Genomic DNA, 24,058 nt, shown 5'->3' on the forward strand with positions numbered 1-24,058 from the left:
GCGGCGTCATATCGCAAGCGGCGCGGCCCGGCGATCACGTGCTCGCTCAGTTCCCGGCAACGGCGGCCTCGGCCGCGGTGCGGGCGCGCGACAGCGCCTCCGGCACCGGGATCCGGCCCAGATACATCTCGGCGAGAAGGGGTTCGACGGCGCGGAGTGCGGCCGGAAAACCTGGACCGCCACCGGAAGAGATGCGCGGGCCGCGCAGCACATCGAAGAAGGGGGAGACGTCTATCCCTTTCCCGCGCCAGTAGTCGCGATAGCGCTGTTGTTCGGCGACGACCGCCGGGATGGTGGCGCCGTTCTCGGCCAGGTGGCGATTGCCCGCGCCGCTTCCGAGCCAGGCCAGCACCCGGCGCACCGCGTCCGGATGGCGGGTGGCGGCGTTGCCTGCCACGCCGATCGCGTTGTTCGTGCTCACTCGCCCAGTCGGCCCTTCCGGCAACAGCGCTACGCCCCACTCGAACCGGGCCTGCTGGGAGATCTGCGCGAGATTGAACGTCCCCGACTGGAGCAGCGCCAGTTTGCCTTGGAGGAAGGCATTCTTCGCGAACTCGGGGTTGGTGTTCGTATCCGCGGGTGCCGGCGCGAGCCCGTCGGCGATCAACCGCACCAGATAGGCGAACGCCGATACGCCCTGCGGGCTGTCGAAGACGAAGCGGTCCCGGTCGTCCTGGAAAGCGGCGCCCGCGGAACCCAGAAACGGCAGCTCGATGGACTGGAAGTCGTGGCCCGCGTTGTACGCCCACGGGGAGGCCGCCGCCAGCTTGCGCAGCAGCGGCCGGAAGGTGTCGTCGTCGCTCGGACTCCACCGCACCGCGGTCAGCTCCGCGGGATCGACGTGCGCGGCCGCAAGCAATTCCCGGTTGTAGTACACCGCTGTGCCGGCATCCACGAATTGCGGTACGGCCCAGAGCTTTCCGCCGCGCGTGTAGCGCAGGACCGCCGAGGGGTCCCAGGATCGCGCGGCTTCGGGACCCAGCGCCGCCCCGATGTCGATCAAACGCCCGGCATCGGCGTAGTCCTCGTACAAGTTGGTCCAGAACAAGTCGTCGGCGGTGCCCCCGGCGACGTCCAGGCGCAACTTCTGCTGGTAGGACGCCCACGGCACCACCGTGATCCGCACTTCGACGTCCGGATTCGCCCGCTCGAACTCCGCGAGCGAGGCACGGTAAACCGGAACGAAACTCTCGTCCCAGATCCGCAACCCCACCACCGTGCGGCCGGACCCGTCGCCGCCGCGACCGAGCCACAAGGCGGCCGCGACCAGCAGGGCCGCGGCGAGCGCGAGGGCGAGCGCCAGGCGGGTCGAGGTTCTCATTTGACCCCCGTCCACGCGATCGACCGCAGCACCTGCCGCTGGAAGACCACGAACAGCACCACCAGCGGCGCGATGGCCAGCGTCGTGGCTGCCAGCACCAACGTCCACTGCGCGTTGTACCGGGTCTGAAGATTCGCCGTCGCCACCGTCAGCACCTGCCACGAGCGACCGCTGCTCGCGACCAGCGGCCACATGAAGTTGTTCCACTGCGAGACGACCGTGATGAGCGTCAGCGTCGCCAGCACCGGCCGGCTCATCGGCACCATCACGTGCACGATGATGTCCAGGGTGTTGGCGCCGTCGAGCCGCGCCGCACCGATCAACTCCTGCGGAATCGCGCGAAAGTACTGGCGCAGCAGGAAGATCGCGTAGGGCGAGCCGAACACGAACGGCAGCACCAGCGCCCAGAAAGTGTTGAGCAGGCCCACTTCCGCGAACATCAGATACAGCGGGATCAACGTCACCATCGGCGGCACCATCATCGTGGCCAGATACACCCAGAACAGCGCGTCACGGGCCGGGAAGTCGGTGCGGGCGAACGCATAAGCCGCGAGCACCGAGGTGATCAGCTGGCCGCCCGTGACGAACACCGTCATCAGCGCGGTCACCAGCACCGCCCGCCCGAATCCGTAGTCGAGCACGGTCCGGAAGTTGTCCGTGGTGGCCGGATGCGGCAGGGACAGCGGTGACCCGGTTGCGAACTGGTCCGGCGTCTTCACCGCCGTGAGCGCGCTGAGCAGCAGCGGCGCCACGGTCAGCAACGCCGCTGCCGAGAGCGCCGCGTACGCCGCCGCCGAACGAAGGCGATCAGAACTCATAGGTGGTCCGATTCCGGAAGTAGCGGTGCTGCGCCACGGTGATCGCGAACATCACCGCGAAGACCACCAGCGCCATGACGGCGGCCCGGCCCGGCCGTGCGGCGTCGAACGCCTCGGAGAAGATGCGCATCGCGACCACATCCGTGCGATCGCCGGGCCCGCCCTTGGTCAACGCGTAGACGGTGTCGAAGGTCTGGAACGCGCTCAGCACGCCGGTGACGAGCACGAAGAACATGGTGGGACGCAGCAGCGGCAGGATCAGCCAGCGGGTCCGGCGCCAGCCGGTCGCCCCGTCCAGCGCCCCCGCGTCGAGGATCTCGCCGGGTATCGCGCGGATCCCGGCCACGAAGAACAGAGCCACGTACCCGAAGTTCGCCCACACGCTCACCGCGGCCACCGACGGCAGCGCCAGCGCCGGATCCGACAACCATTCGATACGCCGCCCGAGCACGGCGTTGACGACGCCCCCGGTCGGCGCGAACATCCACTGCCACACCACACCCACCGCCACCGGCGCGCACATCCACGGCAGCGCGTACATCACCCGCAGACTCCGCGCGCCGCGCCGTCGCGCGAGCGGAGCCGCGATCGTGAAACCCAGCACGGTCTGCGCGGGCACCACGATCACCGTCAACGCGAGCGTCACCAGCAGGGCATGGCCGAACGCGGCGTCGCCCAGCACCGAGCGCCAATTGCGCAGGCCCACGAACTCCCTGGGCCCCAACAGGTTCCAACTGTGCAGACTGAGCCATGCCACCACCAGGATCGGCAGCAGCAGGAACGCCCCGACGCCGATCAGGCTCGGCAGCAGGAGGACATAGCTCGTCACGCTACGACGAGCCGCACGCCGGTTCATGTGCTGCGACGTTACCGCCCCCGCCCGCCGCCGCCCGGCGGGCGTCAGTCGGTCGGGCCGCCCGCCACGTAGATCACCTGGCCGGAAACGAAACCAGCGCCCTCGCTCACGAGAAACGAGGCGGTGTGCGCGATGTCCTCGGGAGTGCCGACACGCTGCACGGGAATCTGCGCGGCGGCGGCCTTCTGGAAGTCCTCGAACGAGACGCCGACGCGGTCGGCGGTGGCGGCGGTCATATCGGTGACGATGAACCCCGGAGCGATCGCGTTGGCCGTGACGCCGAACTTGCCCAGCTCGAAGGCCAGGGTCTTGGTGAAACCTTGCAGGCCCGCCTTGGCCGCCGAGTAGTTGGCCTGGCCGCGATTGCCGAGCGCAGAGGTGCTGGACATGTTGACGACCCGGCCCCACTTCTGCTCGACCATGTACTTCTGCACCGCGCGGGTGAGCAGGAAGGCTCCGCGCAGGTGCACGTTCATCACCGCGTCCCAGTCGCCGACGTTCATCTTGAACAACAGGTTGTCCCGGAGGATGCCCGCGTTGTTCACCACGACGGTCGGCGCGCCCAGCTCATCCTCCAGTCGCCCGACGGCGGCGGCGACGGACTCCTCGTTCGACACGTCTGCGCCGAGCGCGACGGCCCGCCCGCCGGCCTCGGTGATCGCGCGGACGGTGTCGGCGCACGCGGCCGCATCGAGGTCCAGCACGCCGAGCCGAAGCCCGTCCGCCGCCAATCGCTTGGCGATCGCCGCACCGATTCCTCGTGCGGCGCCGGACACTACTGCAACTCGCTCGGCCATGAGCGCGTCCCTTCGTCGATCGGATGTCGAGGCGGTCATTCCGCACCGCTGAATTACCACATTCTCGAGCAGAAGGCTTGCTCGGCGGTCGACCCGGTGATTCGATCGCCAGGTGACCGACCAGAACGACGTACCCCGCATCGTCAGCGCCAGCCGCGAGATCGGCGCGAGCGCCGCGGCAATCTTCGAGCTCATCGCGGATCCGGCCCAACAGCCGCGCTGGGACGGCAACGACAATCTGGCGCAGGCCGCCACCGGGCAGCGAGTGCGGCAAGCCGGGTCGGTGTTCAGCACGACACTGACCAACGGCGCCGTGCGCGACAACCACGTGGTGGAGTTCGAGGAGGGCAGCCGAATCGCGTGGCGCCCGTCGGAGCCCGGCAGTCAGCCGCCCGGCCACCTGTGGCGCTGGGAGCTGGAACCGGTGGGCGAGGGCCGCACCCGGGTGACCCACACCTATGACTGGACATCGCTGACCGACGAGAAGCGCCTCGTCCGCGCCCGTGCGACCACCGCCGACAAGCTCTCGGCCTCGCTCGACCGCCTCGCGGCACTGGTCGAACAGGAAGCGAATCCGGCGACACCGTGAGCCTCGCGGTCCCTGCCCCATGCAACCTGTTCGTCGCCAATTTTCCGTGGCCCGATACAGGTCTCGATCTGGTGCCCGAACGGCGTGCACAGGCACGACGTGGTCGTCCGGGCTGACCTCACGAGCGTGACTCGGCGCGGACTGCACGGCAGGTAACCCCCCGGGAAGAGGCGCGAAATCACCGCTGTGCGTCGATCGGGGCGATCACGTCACGGCCGCATGCCCGTTCGAGCCGGGCGTTCGGCGCGCATGCGGCTGGTCGGTGGTGGTCCGGTAACCTTGCCCGATGACCTCGCCACGCCGTGTGAACAGGGGGCCGAAGGCGGCGGCCGGCAACCGGGCGGCTCTGATCCAGGCGGCACGGGAGGTCTTCGCGGAGAGCGGCTTCGACGCCCTCATCGCGGAGAAGCTGGAGGATCCGGATCAGCGCGGTGCGCGCCGCGCGGGTGGGACGTCACCGCGCCCGAGGCTCGCCGCGCCGTGTGCCGGCTAACGGGAGCCGAAGCCGTAGGTAGGCACGGGGGCTCGATGCCGATGCCGATGCCGATACCGGTGCCCGGCCGGACTGAGGGCGTCGGGCGCGTGCGGCCCGGTCCGCAGGGCGGAAAGAACGCCGAGGGCGGGCGGTCGACCTGCTGCCCACGCTGGGAAGGCCTGCTTTTCAAGTTAGCCTACCCTTATGAATGCGACGGCGGTGGTACACGAGCCGGGCCCGCGGGCCGTCCGATCGAAGCGGTCCCGAAAGCCGCTGCGGCGCAAACTGATCTCGATACATCGCTGGTCCGCGTTGATTCTCGGCGTGGTCCTTGTCGTCCAGTCGACGTCGGGCGCGATCCTGCTCTACCGCGCCGAACTGTTCCGAGCCCGGCACGCCTCCTTCTATCACCACACGGACGCGCCGCCGGTGATCGATACCGAGCGAGCCGTCACGCTGGTGCGGGAGACCGATCCAGGTTTCGACGTCGGCTGGGTCGGCATGGACGGCGGTGTGATCGTCATCGGTAACGCGCAGTACACCGCCGCGTACTCGGTGGATCCGGGTACCGGGCGGATCAACGAGCGGGCGAACCTGACCGACGGTGTGCTGGGCTGGCTGGTCAATCTGCACGACTGCGCCTTCGGCTGCGCGCGCTACTCGGGCGTGATACCCATGCTGGAGAACCAGGCTCCGCTCATCGACATCACCTGGGCGGCAATGATTCTGGGCTTGCTCGGCCTACTGCTGGTATCGCTCGCGGTGTCCGGTGCGGTCATCTGGTGGCCGTCGCTCAAACGGCTGCGCCACGGGTTTCGCGTCCGATGGCGGAAGGGCCGCTTCGCACGCGACCGCGATCTGCACAACGTCATCGGCGTCCTCGCCGTGCCGTTCCTGTTGATGTGGGGGATCACCGGCATCACCATCGAATTGCCCGCCGTTCAGCGGGCCTGGCTCGTCGCGACCGGTGGCAACGCGAATCTCGTTCGGGCCGAGAAGTTCTTCGTGCCGCGTTCGGTCGACACCGGCCGGGCGCCGATACCCATCGGCGAGGTGGGTGCGATCGTGCACCGAGCCGCGCCGGGCCGACTGGCCTACCTGCTGCTACCCACGGACGCCGCTCCGTACTATCGCGCCACCGTCGCCGGCGCCTACTCGCCCCGCGAACACCGCCTCTTCTACAGCGGTGACGTCATGGTGTATGTGAACGTCTACGACGAGTCCGACATCAAGGTGGTCGACGCCAGCCACGACCGGCCGCTCGCGAATACCCTCTACGCCAAGGTCTTCGAGCCCGCGCACTTCGGCTGGATGGTGAACGGGTGGTGGCGACTGGTATGGCTGGCCTTCGGCCTGACTCCGCTCGCGCTCGCTGTCACCGGCTTGTCGACCTGGCTCTTGCGGCGTCGAACCCGACACCGCCGCGAACGTGCGAGAACATAGCCATTCATCCGAATTGCGGCGAGGGCTGGATCACTCGGCGGCAGAGCATTCGCCGATAACTTCCGGATCGGGAACCGTGCAGTGACCATCCTGACCGGCCCGCCCGGCGCGGGGAAAACGACTGTGGCCGAGCTCCTGGCCTCCGGCGCGCATGTTCCGACAGTGCATGTGACGACCGACTTGTTCTATCGCTCGATCCGCACCGGATTCGTCCTGCCCTACCTGCCCGAAGCGCAACGGCAGAACGAAGTGGTCGTGGACGCGATCGTCGCAACCGTCGCGACGTTCGCCCGCGGCGGCTACGACGTCGTGGTCGACGGAATCGTCGGGCCGTGGTTCCTGCCGCCGTTTCGTGCGGCCGCCGAACGCGACGGTCTGGCCCTGTCTTACGTGGTTCTGCGGCCCGACCTGGACATCACGTTGTCACGCGCGCAGCGGCGCGCCGACCACGAACTGAAGGATATCGACGCGATCACCGGCCTCTACACCGCGTTCGAGCGACTCGGAGACCTCGACCGCCACGCGATCGACACCGGGCACCACGACGCGGAACAGACAGCCGCCGAAGTCGGCGTGTCCTCGCCGCAGGCGAACACCGCTTGGCGTGAAACGGGCGTGTCCGCGCCGCAGTCCTATCCGGACAGTTCTTTTCGATCGTGTGAAGAAGCCTCGAGGCTGATTCGCCTACCCCGAGCCGGGTAGTACGCGGATGTGGCGCAAAGGGCCACAGTCGGTTTCATCCGCTACCGAAAGGAGCAAGTGATGGCAGACAAGAACAACCCCGGGCAGTTCGGCAACCGTTCCGACACCGAGGAGCAGGCGCGCCGCGGCGGCCAGGCCAGCACCGGCAGCTTCGGCGACAGCAACTCCGCCGATCCCAGCGCGGCCGGACGCAAGGGCGCCGAAGCTCAGCCCACCGAAGCCAAGGTGCGTGGCGGCGAGCACAGCCACGCCAATCGCTGACACCGATCGAACACGGGCCGGGCGGAACAACCGCCCGGCCCGTTTTGTGTCAACGATTCGCCGCAACCGGCTGCGCCGGCCGCTGCGGCACGACAGCCACCAGGCTCGAAGTCGTCAGTCCGATCAGCGTCATCGGGTGAGCCGATCGAGCAGCGCCCGATGTCCGCGCAGCGGAGCAAGAGCCGAGCCGTGATCGCATTGCGCCGGCACCGCCACCGAGTGGCCAGAGCGGCAGCGTCGCGATGCTCAACGGGATGCCGATCAGGTAGAACAGGCCCGCCGCGATACGGCGCACCTCGTCGATGCGGTTGCCGAGCTGTTCTCCCCGGCCCCGGTTCGACGAACAGATAGGCCGCAGCGCCACAGGAGTCAACCAACCCCGTACGCATCGCCCTCGCGCATCAACACGTCCGCTCAGCACTCCCGGTATGGCTTCCGACGCGACCGGGCCCGATGCACCGCGTCGGCGCTAGCGGGCACCGACCGCCGTGATGACGTCACGAGCCCGAATGTTCGCGCGCTGGTTTCCGATTCAGCGCTATCTCGACGCTCGCCGCGATCGTGCCGACCCCGAACAGTACTTCGAACAGCACGGGAAGTGCCGCACCGAGACCTGCGGTGTCATCTGCTAGCTATGTAACTGTCTATTAGTGCCTGTCAGTAACTGGAGGTCGGACGTGTTGACGCTAACTCGCCTTGCCCTCCCCGACGGCGCCGACGGGTGTGAGCCAACGATTATTGCCGCTGATGTGCTGTTCAACCTGCATGATTCCACCGAGTGAGCCAGATTCGGATTGCGGGGAGGTCAAGTACGAGCAAGTTGCGGAAAGTCCTGACATCATGCGCGGTTGCTTGATAAGTTAATGACTGTTCTTATCACTCTGCGACGGAGTGGAACGAGCGCAGCCAACTTTCGTCGCATCATCGCGGTCGCGCTCGGGCTCAATGAGGAGTAGCGAAAACATGGATGACCTCAGTAGGCGCAACGCGTTGAAGGCCGGTGGCGTGTTGGGTGCGTTCGGCGCGTTGGCGATGGTGAGTCCCGCACGGGCGGAGCCGTGGACGTGGTCCCCGGAGGGTTCGGTGGCCGGTACCGGTGCAGGGGCCGATCCGATGACCGTGTGGGATCCCGACGCCGACGAGCTGGTGGCTTCGTTGATCGACCGGGGTGAAGTCCCCATGATCAATGGGTTGTTGCGGACCTGGACCAGGAACGGTCAGCCGTTGCCTGCTGGTCTGCCGTCGGAATTGCGGGATTTCATGGAGTACGCCCGTCGGCTGCCACCCTGGGCCGATCAGGGCAAGCTGGGCACCGCGATCGAGTTCAACAAGAAGCGGGGACTGTATCTGGGTGTGCTCTACGGGCTGGCCAGCGGCATGATGAGCACGGTCATTCCCAAGGAGGCGCGCGCGGTCTACTACTCCAAGGGCGGTCACGATCTGAAGGACCGCATCCTCAAGACCGCGAAACTCGGCTACGACATCGGAACCGCGAATGCCTACGGCCCCGATGGCGAGATGGTCGTCACCTGCGTCAAGACCCGGTTGGTGCACGCGGCAGTGCGTCATCTGCTGCCGCAGTCCCCACACTGGGTGCACTCCGCCGACGAGGACATCCCCATCAGCCAGAACGACATGATGGTCACCTGGCACAGCCTGCCGACGACCGTCATGCGGCACCTGACCGCGTGGAAGGTGCCGATTCCGGCGCACGAGTCGGAGGCATTCCTGCACTCGTGGCAGGTCTGCGCGCACATGCTCGGCATCCGCGACGAGTACATCCCCAATTCCTGGGCCGAGGCCAACTCCCAGGCTGCGCAGGTCCTGGATCCCATACTGGCGCCGACCCCGGAAGGCGCCAAACTGGCCGACCGGCTCCTGCGCCTGGGCGTCAACCTCGACCTGGCCATTCTCAGCAAGCCGGTGCTCGGCGCGTTCACCCGCTTCCTGCTCGGCGACAAGATCGCCGACGGGCTGGCCATCGCCAGGGAACCGGTCTGGGACCCGCTGCTGCGGGTGAGCTGGGGCCCTTTCATCGCCGTGCGCGAAGGCCTGCTGCCCGTGGTCCCGCTCGCGCCGGACGCCTACTGGCTGTTCGACGAATTCCTTCGTCAAGCAGCACTGATCTACCTGGCCGAACTACGAATGCCGATCAGCATCGAGCTCCCGACGATGAACCGAGACATGAGCCGACCACCCCGCTGACCCAGGTGTGGTGAACGATTTCGCCTGCCGCTGTAGCTGACCGGCTCGTCGAACCTTCCGTGCGGCGAGAACAGCGGAATCTGTAGGCCGTGCCAGATCATGCGCCGTATCCGGACGGGACTATCGGTCGGGCGTCGACCCTGGACACCGTGTCGCCGTAAACATGTGCGGACCGGTCGCATTCGACGATGAAATCGCGCGGGAATCCGAGTTCGAACGGGACTGCCGCCTCCAGCGTGGCTGCCGCGTCGGCCGGTAGCGCGAGGGCGGCGGCGTCGAGGTTCTGCGTGAGCTGGGCCGCGCTGCTGACTCCGATGATCGGTAGGACGGCGGGCGACCGGTGGCGGGTCCAGGCGAGCGCCACATGCGCCGGGGGCACACCGAGTTCGGCCGCGACGGTGCCGACAGCCGCGGCTGCGGCGTGCTCCCGTTCGGTGTACCGGCCGGGGTCGGTGCGTCGCCCTGTGGTGCCGGACAGGATCCCGCGGGCCAGCGGTGCCCAGGCGGTCACGGTCATGCCGAACGCCTCGGCCATCGGCAGCAGTTCTCTTTCGATATCGCGTTGCAGCAAGTTGTAGGGCACCTGCAAGCCGGAGAACGGTGTCCGGGCCCGGCATTCGGCCAGGGTGTTGGCCTGGGCCACGACCCATGCGGGGGCATCGGAGATGCCGAGGTACAGCACTTTGCCGGCGCGCACCACGTCATCGAGCGCGTGCATCGTTTCCTCGATCGGCGTGTGCCGGTCCCAGACGTGCGCCCAGTACACGTCGATGTAGTCGGTGCGTAAGCGTCGCAGGCTCTGCTCGAGCGATTTGATCAGGTTCTTGCGGTGATTGCCCGAGGCATTCGGGTCGCTCGCATCGCGGGTCAACGTGTACTTGGTGCCGATGACGAATCGGTCGCGGTCGTCGAGCACCGTGCCGAGCATCTCCTCACTCGCACCGTAGGCCGAGGCCGTGTCGATGAAGTTGCCTCCGGCGTCGGCGAACACGTGCACGATTCGCCGGTATTCATCGATGTCGTCGATCGCCATGGTGCCCAGCGCGAGTTCGGATACACGCAGACCGGTTCGGCCGAACAGTCGATATCGCATCATGAGTGCAGCATGCCTCGCCGACGCGGCCGTAGACAGGCCGTGGCAGTGCCAGTAAGCCGGCGCCGCGTCCACTCTCCGCGCTATGGCCTCCTGAACGTGCGCCGGTAGGTGCCCGGGGTCGTGCCCACCTGGTCGCGGAAGCGGCGGCGCAGGTTCACCGCCGAGGGCTACACCTCCGTATTCGTCGCCGATTCACCTGTCCGCGAACTCTTTCCAGGAATCGGTCTGCGTCCCCTCTGGACCGGACCGGGTGGCGCGCACGCCAACGTGCTGGAGATGGACCCGGGCACGTCGTGGCCGCGCCGCGACGTCCATGAGCCCGGCCCGGAGGAGGTCTACGTCGTCGCGGGCACGTTCAACGACGGCGCGCGGGATTACCCGGCCGGAACGTTCCTGCACGCCCCGGCCGGGTCCTGGCACGTGCCCGCGACCACGACCGGCTGCACACTGTTCGTCTTCTACCCGGCCGGGTAGGCGGCCTGGTGGCGGAGTTCAGCGCAGGCGTGCGGAGATGGCGGTGGCCACCGCGACGGTCTTGGCGCACACGTCCCAGTCGACACCCGTGGCTATGCCGGGGGCGACGATCCCGAGGTGGAACGAACCGCCCGAGGGCACCGAGACGTGGGTGCCGCATCCGCCGTTGCGGCCGTCGGGGCGGATCTCCGGTCGCAGGGTGGCGCGGCGGCCCCCGATCTCGATCTCGGTCTCGAGCGGGTCGGGCCGCGTGCGCTGTGACAGATCGGTCAGACCGCTACTGCGCGGGGCGAACCCGATGTTGAACCGGCCTGCCTGGGACGTCTGCACCGAGAACCACGAGCAGCGCGGCAACGCCTGCGGCGGGGTCTCGGCGCGCACCTCGTGGGGGTCGAGCACGAAACCGGCGATCTCGTCGGGGCCCAGCACCGCGCATGGATGATCGGTCAGCTCCGCGACCGTCCACGGCGGCGGCCCCAGCGCCGGTGTCGTCGCCGAACTCGGCGAGGCCGCGGGTTCGGTCGCAGCGGGAGTGTCGCACCCGGTCACCGCCACCACGACCGCCCCGACGACCAGCCACGCCCGATCGCGTCGCACTTTTCGCGTCACCGTCCCCTCCCGCTCGATCACATCAGAGTTACACGACCCCGGCGGAAGTCGTACGGATCGAGCATTGCCGACGCTCGGATCCGGCGTTTCCAGATCCACTCGTCGGGTCGGTGAGCAGGCTTGGTTCCCCGGCCGCGGCGCTCTATGTCGCAACCGCGACATCGGGTGCTATTTCCCTCGCGGAGGACGATCCCCCAGCGGCTATCCCAGGGAAGCGGCGGCGAAGCTGCGCGATGCAACGCAGAACTTCGTGAAGTTCGGTCCGGAGCCGACGCAATTCGGTGGCGTGTTGCACCGGATTCGCCCCTGTCCGCGCCATCGCTTTGATGAACGAGTCCAGTTCTTCGGCCTCCGCGACGAGCAACTCGAAGAACATTCCCGCCTGTGCCCGGTCGGCGTGGTCAGTGGACGGGTCGCGTCTGGGGATCTCGGCCAGTTCTCTGCTCGCACGGCTTTCGACGAGTAACGGAACGAAATCCCGGACCGAAGCTCCCCCGAAGCGTTGATGGACTCGTCGCACCACCACCGCGACAGTTTCTGAAGGGAGCTCCGGATGGCACTTCGCGAGTCGCGTGACCACCCGCCCGATCTGCCTGACCTCGTCATTTTGCATCGCTCAGCCCCTGTTCGGTGACCATGTGCGTGAAGCGCGCCTACCCTGCGTCGCAAGACCCCGGATGTAGCACTCACAAACCGGGACTTCGTGGCGGACCGACCGCGCCGAGACTGCCCTAAGCGTCACACGAGCAATGTACCGCTATACAACGGCACGCTCAATAGTGGCTAGGTTGAAGATTCAGTTCGCCGGGAAGACCAGCTCGGTAGCTGTTTGGGCGGTGTCGCCCTTCGCCGGTGTTTTCAGCGATACGCTGGGCTTCGGCGAAAGGTGAACGCATGTTGCCGGTCTCTCGAGACATGGTGGTGGGATAACAGCCGCGCGATGACCGAGGACGATCTGCCGCGGACGCGCCGTGAGGTGATGAGGCCTGTCACGGCGGAGCTGCGCGCGGCTGGTTTCGAGGACGCGGTGGAGATCGGGCGCGGGGGCTTCGGGGTGGTGTATCGCTGTCGGCAGCCGACGTTGGACCGGACGGTGGCGGTGAAGGTGCTGTCCGCGGAACTGGACGCCGACAATCAGGCGCGGTTCGTGCGGGAGCAGCGGGCGATGGGCCGGTTGACCGGGCATCCGAATATCGTCACCGTGCTGGAGGCCGGCGCCACCGAGAGCGGGCGGCCTTATCTGGTGATGCCGTATCACCCGCTGGGTTCGGTGGATGCGTGGATCCGCGCCAATGGTCCGCTTTCGCTGGAGAAGGTGTTGGCGCTCGGGGTCAGGATCGCCGGGGCGCTGGCAGGAGCGCATCGCCTGGATATCGTGCATCGGGATGTGAAGCCGGGCAACATCCTGCTCACCGAGTACGGCGAGCCCGCGTTGACCGATTTCGGTATCGCCCATATCGCGGGTGGGTTCCGGACGACCGCGAGTGTTGTGACCGGGTCACCGGCGTTCACCGCCCCGGAGGTCCTCGAGGGAGACGACCCGACCCCGGCCGCGGATGTCTACGGGCTGGGCGCGACCCTGTTCTGTGCGTTGACCGGGCATGCGGCGTTCGAGCGGCGCGGCGGCGAGAACATGGTGGCGCAGTTCGTGCGGATCACCACCCAACCGGTGCCGGACCTGCGAGAGGACGATATTCCCGAGGACGTGTCGGCGGTGGTGGAATCGGCGATGAGCCGCGACCGCCACGAACGGCCCTCGGCCGCCGCTTTGGGCGAGACTCTCCGGCAGGTGCAGCGGCGCCTGGGGTTCGCAGTGGGGGAGATGGCGTCGCGAAGCGAAGCCGATCACGAGCCGCACGACCAGAAGCTCGACCATCCCGAGCAGAAGCCACCACTGCCGGGGTGGCGCAGGCCGACCGCGGCAGCGCGGGACCGTAGTGGCAATCTGCCGCTCGAGCTGACCAGCTTCGTCGGCCGGCGCAGTGAACTGTCCGAGGTGAAGAATCTTCTGTCGGTGTCGCGGCTGGTGACGTTGACCGGTGTCGGCGGTGTCGGCAAAACACGGTTGGCGTTGCGCGCCGCCGCCGGTGCGCGCCGCGATTTCGAAGACGGGGTGTGGCTGATCGAGCTGGCCGAGGTGTCCGACCCAGCGCTGCTGGTCGATGTGGTGGCGGCGGCCCTGGGTTTGCGAGACGCGGGGGCCAGGCCATTGCTCGAGATCGTTATCGACTTTCTGGGCTCACGCGAGACCTTGCTGGTGTTGGACAACTGCGAGCATATGGTGGAGGCCGTGGCGGCGTTGACCGAGACGGCGCTGCGGACCTGTCCTGATCTGCGGATCCTGGCCACCAGCCGCGAGCCACTGAATATCGCCGGGGAAGCTGTGCTGCGGGTGCCGCCGCTGACGGTCTCGGACCCCAACCGGGAGCCGACGTTACAAGGAATGCCTCGTTTCGATGCGGTGACATTGTTCGCCGACCGCGCCGCGGCAGCGGTACCGGGCTTCGAAATCGACGAGGACAACAAATCCGCCGTGACCCGGATCTGTGCCCATTTGGATGGGGTGCCGCTGGCGATCGAGCTGGCCGCCGCACGGATGCGCACGATGTCACCTGATCAGATCTTGGCCCGGCTCACCGACCGGTACGCGCTGCTGACCCGCGGCAGCCGCACCGCCCCACCTCGGCAGCAGACGCTGAAGTGGTGTATCGACTGGAGTTACGAGTTGTGCCGTCCAGCCGTACAGCGGTTGTGGGCGAGACTGTCGGTGTTCGCGGGCAACTTCGAACTCGACGCCGCCGAACAGATCTGCGGCACCGGCCTCACCTGCGAGCAGGCGGTCGCAGACGCCGAGCGAAGTCCGCTGGATGCGCTGACCTCCTTGGTGGACAAGTCGATCCTGATCCGGGAGGAAGTCGACGCGGTGGTGCGTTTCCGGATGCTCGAGACACTGCGCGAATACGGTCGGGAAAAGTTGCGTGAGTCCGGTGAGGACAGCGAGCTGCGCCGACGGCACCGCGCTTGGTACCAGCAATTGGCGCTCGACGCCGAAGCCGGGTGGATCAGCCCTTGGCAGCCCGAGTGGATCGCCAGACTGGAGCGGGAGCAATCCAACCTGCGCGAAGCGCTGGAATGCTGCTTGTCCGAGGACACCGAGGACGCGGCGGAAGCAGGGCTGCGCATCGTCGCCGCGCTACACGAGTTCTGGAGCTTTCGCGGCCTGTACGGCGAAGGCCGCTTCTGGATCGACCGCGTTCTCGCCCACCCCCGCGCGCACTCGATACCCGACCGCATCGGCGCCCTGCGTGCCGCCTGCGAAGTCGCCGCGCCACAGGGAGATTTTCAGGCTGCCGCCGCCTTCCTGGAGGAGGGACGAGCACTCGCCGCGCAGACCCCCACCCCCAGCATCGAGGGACAGCTCGCCTACGCCGCCGGCGTCGTCGCCCTCGCTCGCGGCGAGGTGGCCGAAGCATCGGCCGCCCTCGGACGAGCTGTCGAGATGCTCAGCTCCAACCGGACGGGAGAGTTGTACGTCAGCGCTCTGGCCATCCTCGCTTGGTCGTTCGAACTGCGCGGCGACGTCGCACGAGCGAGCGAACATTACGGCCAGGTACTTTCCATCACCGAAGCGCAGGGCGAACTGCTCTATCGTTCGACCGCGCTGCGTGGCTTGGGTGTCGCCGCCTGGCAGCAAGGTGAGCGGGACCGTGCCCGGCAGTTGCTGGAGGAGGCGTTGCGCGTCAATCGGCGGCCGAACAGCCCGGTGGTCGTCGCGTTCGGTCTCGAGGCGCTGGCTTGGACTGTCGCCGACCACGGCGACGTCGAGCGTGCTGCTGTCCTGATGGGAGCCGCGCAGGGCCACTGGCTGGTGGGCAGCAGCGTGCGGGCCGTCTTGCGGAGTATGTCGCGCTTTCATGAGCAATGTGAGCGAACGACGCGTCGCGCCCTCGGCGCTCGCGGATTCGACGCGGCCTTCCGGCAAGGCCAGGGAATGGGCATGGACGCCGCAGTCGCGTACGCGCTCGGGGAACAGACCACCGGCAAGTCGTCCGCGTCCGGCCGGTCCACGAAGCTGACCAAGCGAGAGGGGCAGGTCGCCGACCTCGTCGCCCAAGGACTCAGCAACAAGCAGATCGCCGCCAAACTGATGATCTCCCAACGCACCGCCCAAGGCCACGTCGAACACATCCTGACCAAACTCGGCTTCAACTCACGCACACAAATCGCCGCCTGGATCGTCGCGGAAGCCCAACAGACACAGCTATAGCCCGCCGGCGTGTCAGCCGCGCCAGGTTTCGAGGACGTGATCGACGGTGGGACGGATCCGGGCCCTGGCCTCCGGGCGGGGGATGCCGGTCATGAGAAGTTGGTCGTAGTCGGTGTCGCGGTGACGGATCGAGGCTATGACGGCGAGGGTGAGCGCTTCGGGAGAGAGAAGTTTGGCCGCGGCGGTGCGGCCTACGCGGCCGCTGCCGCCGGCGGCGGCGTGTTCGGCGATTTCGGTGGCGCGGTCGGCGGGGCAGCCCGGGAACAGTCGGCGGATCTCCTCGGACATGCGGGCGTGGTATTCGACGTCCTGGGCGGCGCGGCGGGCGCGGTCGCGCTCGCGGCGGCGGGTGCGGGCATCGTCGTCTGCCAGGCACTGTTGCTCGGCACGGGTGAGGGCGGCTTCCTCGACGAGGATGCCCAGCCGTTCGTAGCGTTTGCGACGCTGGTTGAGGCGGACCACGACGGCGGCGAGGGCGCTTTCCTTCTTGGCGCGCCGGCTCAGCGCCGCGTTCCCGGCGGGCAGAAATTCCAGATGATCGAGGTCCGAACAGGTCAGGCACAGCGGTCCGGCCGCGGAGGTGATCAGGTAGGGGCCGGTTTCGGCGCATTCGGCGCATGTCCACGGCTGCGTGGCCTCGACCACCGTGAGGTCCGGGGGCCGGTTCTGGCGTTGGACGATCTGTTCGCGCCGGGCCGGGCTGAGTTCCGCCGAAAGCCAGTGCACGCGGAACGCCTCCTCGTCACCGTCGTCGACGAATCGCAGCGCCTGGCGATCGCGCGCGCCCGACAGATACGCCGCTGTGCTCGCGGTGAGCCCGTGTTCGCGGGCCCACTCGCTCAGCAGTTCGGCCGCCTCTTTCATTCGCCGCCCGTCGACGGCCGTGACTCGTTCCAACGACAGCACCTGCCCTTGGCGCCAGCGATCGATATGGCTGGATCGCACCCACCCCAGAACGGCGAAGATATCGACCGCCGACACGTATTTGCGTTGGGCCAGCGTTGCTTCCGCAGCCTCGACCACTCGCCGCCGCAGCTTGGACACGGGTTCGAACCCTAGCGCACGCCGCGGGTGCGCTCGGTAGGTCATTCTTGACCCAAGACGATCTCGCTCGACCGTGCCGATTCCGTGGTTGCCGCCGCCCGCCGAGCCGCGGCCGTCCGCGGGGAAGCTGTCACGATCGCAGTGGTCGACGCCAGCGGCGATCTGATCGCATTCGCACGCATGTCCGGCGCCCCGCCGCCCACCATCGACTCCGCCCAACGCAAGGCGGCGGCCGCGATCGCGCTAGGGTTCGACACCATTCAGATGGCCCCGCTCAACGACCCCGGTCATCTGTTGCCCGGTGCGGTGTCCTCGCCCGATCCGTTCGTTCCACACGGTGGCGGTGTGCTCATACGAGCGGGTGGGGGCGTGATCGGTGCACTCGGAATATCCGGCGCGACAACCCCGATCGTCGATCACAAGATCGCGTCGGCGGCCGCCCTGCCGGGCTGAGTGTCCGTCCTGTCGGCGGTCACCAGCCGGTGCCTCGGACTCGCCGTTGTCGCGATCGGATCCGTCGCCGGTCAGACGATTCCCGTCGACTCCTCGCTGCTGCACGCGTCGCGGTTGCAGATCTGCGGTAGCGGTATCGGCTCGGTCTCCTCCCGCGACTTCCTCGCGAAACTGCCGGAACTCGCCGTCGCGGTGCACACCGGCGCGATCGACGTGCGGGCACGTCCCGTGCCCCTCGCCCAGGTCGCCGAGACGTGGAACGCGGAGACGGACGACCGCATCGTCTACATCCCGTAGCGCACCGGCTCGCCAGGCCCCACAGCGGTCTCGCCACCGCGATTCGCCTGCGCCGGATCGGCGGGAACCGGTGATCGGGCAACGAGCACCGGACCGCCGATCCGTCGGCGCCGCCTGACACGGCTGTTGCCGCGCGGGTCGAGATCCTAGAGCGCTTCGCTCGGCGCACTGTCCGGGTCATGGGCGACCGCTGCGGTCTCGCGTACGGCCTCGGCGATGGCGCGGAAGTCCTTGCGCAGGAGGGCGCCGTGGTTGCTGGGGACCTTCGCGCTGATCTGGATGTTCGGGTTGCGGGTGGTCACCGCGTCGAGGCCGGCGCGGATCCGTTCTTGCTCGTCACCGCGGCTTCCGAAGGACGTCCCCGAGGCGACCACATACCGCACCGCAACGGTGATGTCCTCGAGCACGGGCCCCAGTTCGCGTTCGCGGGAGAGCCTGCCGAGTTCGATGTTGCTGTCGGCCATCTGTTCGGCCGTCATCCGCGGGGTCAGGCCGGTCGGGCGCAGCAGCGGGGTGAACAAGCTCAGCCGTCTGAACAGCTTGCGAATCCGCTGCTCCATGGCCGAGTCGAGCCAGTCGTAGGGGAAGGCGCCGTCGACCAAGACCGCGCCGAGGGCACGGGCGGGATTGCGGTTGGCCCAGTGTGCGGCGACGACTGCCCCGTAGGACCAGCCCACCAGCAGTGCCCGGTCCACACCCCTGGCCGCCAGGACGGCATCGACATCCCGGACGGCGGCTTCGAAGGAGTAGTCCGCCGAGCGCCGTGATTTGCCGCGTGCCCGCTCGTCGTAGGTGATGTGCCGGAAGCCGGGACCGAGTTCGGCGATGACTTTCCGCCAGTACCCCTGAGTGGCGAACTGGCCGTTGAGGTAGACCACCGGGATACCGAAACCGCCGGTGTCGGTGACGGCCAAGGCCGTATCGTCGACCGTGACCATGCCGGTCCACTTCGAACTGGTCGAGAAAGTGCTGTTGTTCGTCATGACGACCACTCTCGGCGGCGGACCTGACAACACCCTGACACCAGCCTTACACGGCCACTGACACGGAATGACGCCTGGCCCGCAGTGCTCGGCCACGCTCGAGGAGCGTCGCCGTTCGGGACGTGCCGGCGCTGCCGGTTCGTTCTGATCAGGCGCGCGAAATTGGATACGGTGGATAACTTTCGTTCTCGAGATTCATCTTGGACAACGCCGGTTCGAGCCGGTCGTATGATCCAGTTCCATCTGAATACAGGAAAATCTGTACTATTGGAGCGTGGAAACCGTGCTGCACCGTGACGCGCTGGCCCGTTTCGGGCACGCGTTGTCGGACCCGACCCGCACCCAGATCCTGCTCAATCTGAGCCAGGCGCCGGGGTATCCGTCGGATCTGGCCGAGCGGATCGGGGTGTCGCGGCAGATCTTGTCGAACCATTTGGCGTGCCTGCGCGGGTGTGGGCTGGTTGTTGCGGTGCCGGAAGGTCGTCGCAGCCGTTACGAGTTGGCCGACGCCCGGATCGCGGCCGCGTTGGAGGACCTGCTGGGGCTGGTGCTGGCGGTGGACCCGGCCTGCTGCCCGGACGCCGATGCGGAGGCGTGCTGCTGATGTCTTCGCCCGGTACGCCCTCGCTGCCGTCGGCGGTCGCGCTCGGTCCGAGCTCGGATCGCAAAGCGGTCCTGGCGCGGCGGATTCGCTGGTTGGTCGCGGGCGCGATCTCCTACAACGTCATCGAGGCTGCCATCGCCCTGAGCGAGGGCGCACGGGTGTCCTCAACGGCGTTGATCGGGTTCGGGCTGGACTCGGTGATCGAAATGTCCTCCGCGGCTGCGGTGGCATGGCAGTTCGCAGGCCGCGATCCGGAGAAGCGGGAGAAGATCGCGCTACGGATCGTCGCGTTCTCCTTCTTCGCTCTCGCCGCCTACGTCACCGTCGACTCGATCCGAGCGCTGGCCGGTATCGGGCAGGTGCAGCATTCCCCGATCGGGATCGCGTTGGCCACCGCCAGCTTGGTCATCATGCCGGTGCTGTCAGCCGCGCAACGCCGCACCGGACGCGAACTCGGCTCCGCCTCCGCGGTCGCCGATTCCAAGCAGACCCTGCTGTGCACCTACCTGTCGGCGGTGCTGCTTGCCGGGCTGCTGCTCAACAGCCTGTTCGGCTGGTCGTGGGCCGACCCGATCGCCGCGCTGGTGATCGCGGTGATCGCGGTGCGCGAAGGCGTCAAGGCCTGGAAAGGCGACACCTGCTGTCCCGCACCGGTCGCGCTCGGCGCCACCGACCGCACCGCCGGCCACGACTGCGACTGCTGCCACTGACAATCCCGAATCCCGGTGAAAGAACCTGCCATGCCACGAAAAAGACAGCCGTCGGTCCCGGCGATCGCCGGGACCGACGGCTACCCTGACCGGCCGTGGCCGATAGCTCAGGAGATTTTGCGGCGGTAGGTGGTCATGGCGAAGAGGTAGGCGACGACGAGGATTCCGACGCACCAGCCGAGAGCGATCCAGATGTCGTTGCCGACCGGCTGCTCGGTGAACAGGTTGCGGATGGCGTTGATGATGGAGGTCACCGGCTGGTTTTCGGCGAAGGCGCGCAGCGGGCCGGGCATGGTCTCGGTGGGCACGAAGGCCGAGCTGATGAACGGCAGGAAGATCAGCGGGTAGGAGAAGGCGCTCGCGCCGTCGGGGGTCTTCGCGGACAGGCCGGGGATGACCGCGATCCAGGTCAGCGCGAGGGTGAACAGGATCAGAATGCCTGCGACGGCGAGCCAGGCCAGTATTCCGGCCCCTGATCGGAAGCCCATGAGCAGGGCGACGAGCACGACGACCACGAGCGAGATCAGGTTGGCGACCAGCGAGGTCAGCACGTGCGCCCAGAGAACCGACGAACGTGCGATGGGCATGGATTGGAATCGTTCGAAGATGCCGCTTTTCATGTCCAGGAAGAGTCGGAACGCGGTGTAGGCGATGCCCGAAGCGACGGTGATGAGCAGAATTCCGGGCAGCAGATACTGCACATAGGAATCCGATCCCGAGTCGATCGCGCCACCGAAGACGTAGACGAACAACAGCATGAACGCGATCGGCATGATCGTGGTCGTGATGATGGTGTCGGCGCTGCGCGCGATGTGGCGCAGGGACCGGCCCAACAGCAGGGCGGTGTCGGTGAAGAAATGCGTGGTCATCGTTTTCCTTACTAGGTCCGTGCCGCGCTGCGGTCGTCGCCGGGGGCGCTGTCGCTGCCTTCGTCACCGACGATGGCGAAGAAGACGTCTTCGAGGCTCGGCTGCTTCTCGACGTATTCGATTTCGGCGGGCGGGAGGAGTTGTTTGAGCTCGGCGAGAGTCCCGTTGACGATGATCCGGCCCTTGTGCAGGATCGCGATCCGGTCGGCGAGTTGTTCTGCCTCGTCCAGATATTGGGTTGTGAGCAGCACCGTGGTGCCGTGCTCGGCGAGTTCCTTGACCGCCTGCCACACCTCGATGCGGGCCTGGGGGTCGAGTCCGGTGGTCGGCTCGTCGAGGAAGATGACCGGCGGGTTCCCGATGAGGCTCATGGCGATGTCGAGGCGGCGGCGCATGCCACCGGAGTACGTCGAGACCTTCCGGGTGGCCGCGTCGGTCAGCGAGAAACGCTCGAGCAGGTCATCGGCGATCGTGTCCGCGTCTTTCAGGTGCCGCAGCTTGGCGATGAGCACGAGATTTTCCCGGCCGCTGAGTATTTCGTCGACCGCCGCGAATTGCCCGGTGAGGCTGATGGATTCCCGTACGTTGCCCGCTTGGCCCGCGACGTCGAAGCCGTTGACCCTGGCTGTGCCCGCGTCGGCTTTGAGCAGCGTGGACAGTATTTTCACGACGGTGGTCTTGCCGGCTCCGTTCGAGCCGAGCAGGGCGAAGATGCTGCCCCGCTCGACATCGAAGTCGACGCCGCGCAGCACCTCCAGCTTGTCGTAGGACTTCTCCAGACCCTGCACATGGATCGCCGGAGCTTGCTGTGTCGTCATCGGACGGGTCCTACTTTCCTTCTCCGGCGGCGCGCTCGATGGCGCTGTTCAGCCGTGCTCGTTCCCGGTTGAGCCAGGAGTCCTCGTGGTAGTTGCGCGCGAAAATCTCGATGAACTCGACGGGGTCTTCTCCGACGATCTCGCGTATCGGGGTTCGATCGGCCGCGCTCTGCTCGAACAGATCGACGAGGTCTTCGAACATCGAGACTCCGCCGCCCCCCGCTCCGCCGTACATCAGGTATCGCTCGAAAGCCTCGACCGCAGTGCGATAACTCGGGGGAAGCTGCTTAGCGCGCGACTTGTATTGCCGCCACCGCCGCTTGTCGCCGAGGTCGCCGACCACCTTCGAGGTGAGATCCGAGATATCCATGACTATCTGCCTCCTTTTTCGCGGAGCTGTTCGAGCCGTTCAGCGAGGAAGCTCCAGGTCCTCCAGAACTCGGCGAGATATTCCTGTCCGGCCGTGTTGAGCGAATACACCTTGCGCGGGGGCCCCTTCTCCGAGGGAACCTTCTCCACATCCACCAAGCCGCGCTTTTCGATCCTGACCAGCAGGGCATAGATGGTGCCCTCGGCGATATCGGAGAAGCCCTGCTCCCGCAGCCATGCCGTGATCTCGTAGCCGTACGCGGGGCGGCCGAAAAGGATCGCCAGCACGATGCCTTCCAGCGTTCCCTTGAGCATCTCCGTCTCTTGCTTGCCCATGAACACTCCCTTCAGCTACTCAGTGTTGCTGAGTACTAGTAGATAGTAACACTTAGTAGCTGTCAAGCAAGTCCTCGTTGTCACGACTCGGATATATGTATATGTGTACGTACATGTCGTATCCCCACTATAAGTAGACATATACGTACATGCAAGCCAGTTCTGTATGGATGCCCCCGAGCCCGACTTGTGTCTGCCCAGTGAGCGCATGGAACGCCCGCACTTCCCGCTCCGCTTCGCCCCTCAGCGGGCGTAGGGCACACGCCGGTCTCGCTCGCCGCCGAACTGCGCGGTCCGCGTGCAAGACCCACGGGCGGAAGGGCCCAGTCCGGACGTGGAAGCCCAGCCTCGGCACGCCGAGTCTGCATGCGGCAAAGGCCCAGCTGAAGGATCATCCCCAATGTCACCCGCCACAACCCCTCCTGGATCTCCAGCGGCGGTGACATGATCTCGACCACCCGTGACCTGCACACGTTCATCTCCGCACTGATGAGCGGCGAGCTCCTGCCTGCGGAGCTGCTCGACCGGATGTGCACCCCGCACCCGACGCCCATCCCGAACATGGGTTACGGCCTGGGGGTCTTCGTACAGAAGACCGGTCTGGGCGGCACCGTTATCACCCACAACGGCGGCGCCGCGGGCCACGCGGCGATGATGTTCAGCACCCCCGACGGCAGCAAGACGCTGACCGCCGCGCTGAACTACGTGGACGATGCCGCGCTCTCACTGGCGGTGCCGTTCCAGCAGGCGACGCAACGCCTGGTCGACGAGGTGTTCGGCGACGGCCGAACCGTGCCTTCCGCCCCGGCCGCGCCGACGCACTAGCCGGCGCCGCACACCGGCGACGCGGACACGTCACGGGCCCTACATCAGGTAGAACACGAACTGGACCCGGCCGAGCTCGCTGAACTCGGCCGGGCCGTTCCGTGTGCCGGCGACGAGCCGAACAGATCGGCAACTTGTCCCAAGCAGCGAACCGGCGGGTGCTTGTCTGATGCAAGTGCACAATGAGTTCATGGACGCCATCGCCGTGCGGGCTCGATCGATGCCGGAGCCCGATTTCGAGGCTCAGCTCAGCGCCCTGCTCGGGCCGTTGCGGCGTGCGGTGCTGCATCGCACGCGGGCCGCCGAAGGTTTGCCGGACCTGCCGGAACCTCAAATCGAATTACTGCGGTTGCTGGTGGCCACCGACGGCCTGACACCCACCCGCGCCGCGAGCGAACTCCGGATGGCGCCCTCTACGATCAGCAACCTTGTCAAGGCGATGGCTGAAGCGGGGCTGCTCGATCGCAAGCCGCTGTCTTCGGACCGGCGTGGCGCGATACTGATGGCCTCCGCTCGGGCACGGCAGTTGCTCGGCCGGTATGACCGAGCCAGCGCCGCGATGCTACGGGAAGCTCTCGACGGGCTCCCGGCCTCCGACCGAGCTGCGATCGCGTCCGCACTGCCCGCGTTGCAGCGATTGCTGGCCATTTTGACGAGTGGTCCCGACGCCGAATAGCCGTCCGCGATCCGATTCGTCCGATTCCTCCCCACGCTCGACGTCCGCCTAGTAACTTGCTTTTGTCACAAAAGTAGATGACCTCAGGTCGGTGCCTCGGCGATGTGTCAGACGTTGACCTCAGGTGTGCAGGAGTGTTCTCATGCCGTTCAGCGTCGGGA

General features: G+C 67.0%; 28 protein-coding genes and 1 pseudogene. 15 read left to right on the top strand and 14 right to left on the bottom strand.

The window, feature by feature from the left end:
- Positions 1 to 46 precede the first annotated feature (46 nt).
- The 4 genes from GVY39_RS29995 to GVY39_RS30010 are packed head-to-tail and all read right to left on the bottom strand — an operon-like array spanning position 47 to position 3,792.
- Entirely contained in the window at positions 47 to 1,321 is a 1,275-nt protein-coding gene (locus GVY39_RS29995; RefSeq protein ID WP_159930279.1) for a sugar ABC transporter substrate-binding protein, read from the bottom strand.
- On the bottom strand, positions 1,318 to 2,139 hold the full coding sequence (locus GVY39_RS30000) for a carbohydrate ABC transporter permease (protein WP_159930280.1): 822 nt from the start codon (positions 2,137 to 2,139) through the stop codon (positions 1,318 to 1,320). Before GVY39_RS30000 ends, GVY39_RS29995 begins: the two co-directional genes overlap by 4 nt.
- Positions 2,129 to 2,995: a carbohydrate ABC transporter permease gene (locus GVY39_RS30005; RefSeq protein WP_159930281.1), complete on the bottom strand. Its 867-nt coding sequence runs from the start codon at positions 2,993 to 2,995 to the stop codon at positions 2,129 to 2,131. Before GVY39_RS30005 ends, GVY39_RS30000 begins: the two co-directional genes overlap by 11 nt.
- A 44-nt stretch (positions 2,996 to 3,039) precedes the next feature.
- Complete coding sequence (locus GVY39_RS30010) at positions 3,040 to 3,792, bottom strand: SDR family oxidoreductase (protein WP_195070731.1); 753 nt, start codon at positions 3,790 to 3,792, stop codon at positions 3,040 to 3,042.
- 112 nt (positions 3,793 to 3,904) lie between these two features.
- On the opposite strand from GVY39_RS30010, the gene GVY39_RS30015 reads away from it, so the two are divergent.
- The 5 genes from GVY39_RS30015 to GVY39_RS30035 all read left to right on the top strand — a co-directional run bounded on the left by GVY39_RS30015 (position 3,905) and on the right by GVY39_RS30035 (position 7,262).
- Positions 3,905 to 4,381: an SRPBCC family protein gene (locus tag GVY39_RS30015; RefSeq protein WP_159930283.1), complete on the top strand. Its 477-nt coding sequence runs from the start codon at positions 3,905 to 3,907 to the stop codon at positions 4,379 to 4,381.
- Between the two features lie 286 nt (positions 4,382 to 4,667).
- Positions 4,668 to 4,874: a hypothetical protein gene (locus GVY39_RS34805; RefSeq protein WP_223516885.1), complete on the top strand. Its 207-nt coding sequence runs from the start codon at positions 4,668 to 4,670 to the stop codon at positions 4,872 to 4,874.
- Positions 4,875 to 5,060: 186 nt separating this feature from the next.
- Positions 5,061 to 6,299: a PepSY domain-containing protein gene (locus GVY39_RS30025; RefSeq protein ID WP_159930284.1), complete on the top strand. Its 1,239-nt coding sequence runs from the start codon at positions 5,061 to 5,063 to the stop codon at positions 6,297 to 6,299.
- An 81-nt stretch (positions 6,300 to 6,380) separates the two neighbouring features.
- Entirely contained in the window at positions 6,381 to 7,001 is a 621-nt protein-coding gene (locus tag GVY39_RS30030; RefSeq protein ID WP_201295398.1) for an AAA family ATPase, read from the top strand.
- 60 nt (positions 7,002 to 7,061) lie between these two features.
- Positions 7,062 to 7,262 (top strand): hypothetical protein, encoded by a 201-nt coding sequence (locus tag GVY39_RS30035; RefSeq protein ID WP_159930285.1) that lies wholly within the window; start codon positions 7,062 to 7,064, stop codon positions 7,260 to 7,262.
- 49 nt (positions 7,263 to 7,311) lie between these two features.
- Here the strand turns inward: GVY39_RS30035 and GVY39_RS30040 are convergent, their stop codons facing one another.
- A complete protein-coding gene (locus GVY39_RS30040) occupies positions 7,312 to 7,626 on the bottom strand; it encodes a hypothetical protein (RefSeq protein WP_159930286.1) in 315 nt (104 codons plus the stop codon).
- A gap of 599 nt (positions 7,627 to 8,225) precedes the next feature.
- Between GVY39_RS30040 and GVY39_RS30045 the strand changes: the two genes are divergently transcribed.
- The gene (locus tag GVY39_RS30045) at positions 8,226 to 9,467 is read left to right on the top strand and encodes an oxygenase MpaB family protein (protein WP_159930287.1); all 1,242 of its coding nucleotides are present in this window, start codon (positions 8,226 to 8,228) and stop codon (positions 9,465 to 9,467) included.
- Between the two features lie 97 nt (positions 9,468 to 9,564).
- Here GVY39_RS30045 and GVY39_RS30050 read toward each other — a convergent pair whose 3' ends face one another.
- The gene (locus GVY39_RS30050; protein ID WP_201295399.1) at positions 9,565 to 10,563 is read right to left on the bottom strand and encodes an aldo/keto reductase; all 999 of its coding nucleotides are present in this window, start codon (positions 10,561 to 10,563) and stop codon (positions 9,565 to 9,567) included.
- Positions 10,564 to 10,683: 120 nt separating this feature from the next.
- On the opposite strand from GVY39_RS30050, the gene GVY39_RS30055 reads away from it, so the two are divergent.
- On the top strand, positions 10,684 to 11,037 hold the full coding sequence (locus tag GVY39_RS30055) for a cupin domain-containing protein (RefSeq protein ID WP_159930288.1): 354 nt from the start codon (positions 10,684 to 10,686) through the stop codon (positions 11,035 to 11,037).
- A gap of 18 nt (positions 11,038 to 11,055) precedes the next feature.
- Here GVY39_RS30055 and GVY39_RS30060 read toward each other — a convergent pair whose 3' ends face one another.
- Positions 11,056 to 11,646, bottom strand: a complete 591-nt coding sequence (locus GVY39_RS30060; protein WP_159930289.1) for a DUF3558 family protein — start codon at positions 11,644 to 11,646, stop codon at positions 11,056 to 11,058.
- 64 nt (positions 11,647 to 11,710) lie between these two features.
- On the opposite strand from GVY39_RS30060, the gene GVY39_RS30065 reads away from it, so the two are divergent.
- Positions 11,711 to 12,112, top strand: a complete 402-nt coding sequence (locus tag GVY39_RS30065; protein ID WP_159930290.1) for a hypothetical protein — start codon at positions 11,711 to 11,713, stop codon at positions 12,110 to 12,112.
- Positions 12,113 to 12,139: 27 nt separating this feature from the next.
- Here GVY39_RS30065 and GVY39_RS35440 read toward each other — a convergent pair.
- Positions 12,140 to 12,259 (bottom strand): annotated as a pseudogene (locus GVY39_RS35440) (three-helix bundle dimerization domain-containing protein); the annotation flags it as partial.
- 327 nt (positions 12,260 to 12,586) lie between these two features.
- Here GVY39_RS35440 and GVY39_RS30070 point away from each other — a divergent pair.
- Complete coding sequence (locus GVY39_RS30070) at positions 12,587 to 15,913, top strand: protein kinase (RefSeq protein WP_159930291.1); 3,327 nt, start codon at positions 12,587 to 12,589, stop codon at positions 15,911 to 15,913.
- Positions 15,914 to 15,925: 12 nt separating this feature from the next.
- Here GVY39_RS30070 and GVY39_RS30075 read toward each other — a convergent pair whose 3' ends face one another.
- Positions 15,926 to 16,957 carry a DUF2293 domain-containing protein gene (locus GVY39_RS30075; RefSeq protein WP_236565752.1) on the bottom strand — a complete coding sequence of 344 codons (1,032 nt, stop codon included), beginning with the start codon at positions 16,955 to 16,957 and terminating at the stop codon, positions 15,926 to 15,928.
- Positions 16,958 to 17,017: 60 nt separating this feature from the next.
- Here GVY39_RS30075 and GVY39_RS30080 point away from each other — a divergent pair, with 60 nt between their 5' ends.
- Entirely contained in the window at positions 17,018 to 17,410 is a 393-nt protein-coding gene (locus GVY39_RS30080; protein WP_255466324.1) for a heme-binding protein, read from the top strand.
- Positions 17,411 to 17,707: a hypothetical protein gene (locus tag GVY39_RS30085; protein WP_159930294.1), complete on the top strand. Its 297-nt coding sequence runs from the start codon at positions 17,411 to 17,413 to the stop codon at positions 17,705 to 17,707.
- Positions 17,708 to 17,853: 146 nt separating this feature from the next.
- Here the strand turns inward: GVY39_RS30085 and GVY39_RS30090 are convergent, their stop codons facing one another.
- A complete protein-coding gene (locus tag GVY39_RS30090; RefSeq protein WP_159930295.1) occupies positions 17,854 to 18,690 on the bottom strand; it encodes an alpha/beta fold hydrolase in 837 nt (278 codons plus the stop codon).
- 274 nt (positions 18,691 to 18,964) lie between these two features.
- Here GVY39_RS30090 and GVY39_RS30095 point away from each other — a divergent pair, with 274 nt between their 5' ends.
- The gene (locus GVY39_RS30095; protein ID WP_159930296.1) at positions 18,965 to 19,294 is read left to right on the top strand and encodes a helix-turn-helix transcriptional regulator; all 330 of its coding nucleotides are present in this window, start codon (positions 18,965 to 18,967) and stop codon (positions 19,292 to 19,294) included.
- A complete protein-coding gene (locus GVY39_RS30100) occupies positions 19,294 to 20,004 on the top strand; it encodes a cation transporter (protein WP_159930297.1) in 711 nt (236 codons plus the stop codon). The genes GVY39_RS30095 and GVY39_RS30100 overlap by 1 nt, the downstream gene beginning before the upstream one ends.
- Positions 20,005 to 20,111: 107 nt before the next feature.
- Here GVY39_RS30100 and GVY39_RS30105 read toward each other — a convergent pair whose 3' ends face one another.
- Genes GVY39_RS30105 through GVY39_RS30120 form a run of 4 tightly spaced genes read right to left on the bottom strand, consistent with a single transcriptional unit; the run spans position 20,112 to position 22,396 of the window.
- Complete coding sequence (locus GVY39_RS30105; protein ID WP_159930302.1) at positions 20,112 to 20,873, bottom strand: ABC transporter permease; 762 nt, start codon at positions 20,871 to 20,873, stop codon at positions 20,112 to 20,114.
- A gap of 11 nt (positions 20,874 to 20,884) precedes the next feature.
- Complete coding sequence (locus GVY39_RS30110) at positions 20,885 to 21,691, bottom strand: ABC transporter ATP-binding protein (RefSeq protein WP_159930303.1); 807 nt, start codon at positions 21,689 to 21,691, stop codon at positions 20,885 to 20,887.
- 10 nt (positions 21,692 to 21,701) lie between these two features.
- Positions 21,702 to 22,061 (bottom strand): DUF1048 domain-containing protein, encoded by a 360-nt coding sequence (locus GVY39_RS30115; RefSeq protein ID WP_159930304.1) that lies wholly within the window; start codon positions 22,059 to 22,061, stop codon positions 21,702 to 21,704.
- A gap of 2 nt (positions 22,062 to 22,063) precedes the next feature.
- Positions 22,064 to 22,396 carry a PadR family transcriptional regulator gene (locus GVY39_RS30120; RefSeq protein WP_159930305.1) on the bottom strand — a complete coding sequence of 111 codons (333 nt, stop codon included), beginning with the start codon at positions 22,394 to 22,396 and terminating at the stop codon, positions 22,064 to 22,066.
- A 393-nt stretch (positions 22,397 to 22,789) separates the two neighbouring features.
- Here GVY39_RS30120 and GVY39_RS30125 point away from each other — a divergent pair, with 393 nt between their 5' ends.
- Both GVY39_RS30125 and GVY39_RS30130 read left to right on the top strand, forming a co-directional pair.
- Complete coding sequence (locus tag GVY39_RS30125; RefSeq protein WP_255466325.1) at positions 22,790 to 23,221, top strand: serine hydrolase; 432 nt, start codon at positions 22,790 to 22,792, stop codon at positions 23,219 to 23,221.
- 169 nt (positions 23,222 to 23,390) lie between these two features.
- Positions 23,391 to 23,897 carry a MarR family winged helix-turn-helix transcriptional regulator gene (locus GVY39_RS30130; RefSeq protein WP_201295401.1) on the top strand — a complete coding sequence of 169 codons (507 nt, stop codon included), beginning with the start codon at positions 23,391 to 23,393 and terminating at the stop codon, positions 23,895 to 23,897.
- The last annotated feature ends 161 nt before the right edge of the window (positions 23,898 to 24,058 follow it).

Origin of the sequence: Nocardia sp. CY15 (assembly GCF_009829295.1) — a bacterium.
GTDB lineage: Bacteria > Actinomycetota > Actinomycetes > Mycobacteriales > Mycobacteriaceae > Nocardia > Nocardia sputi.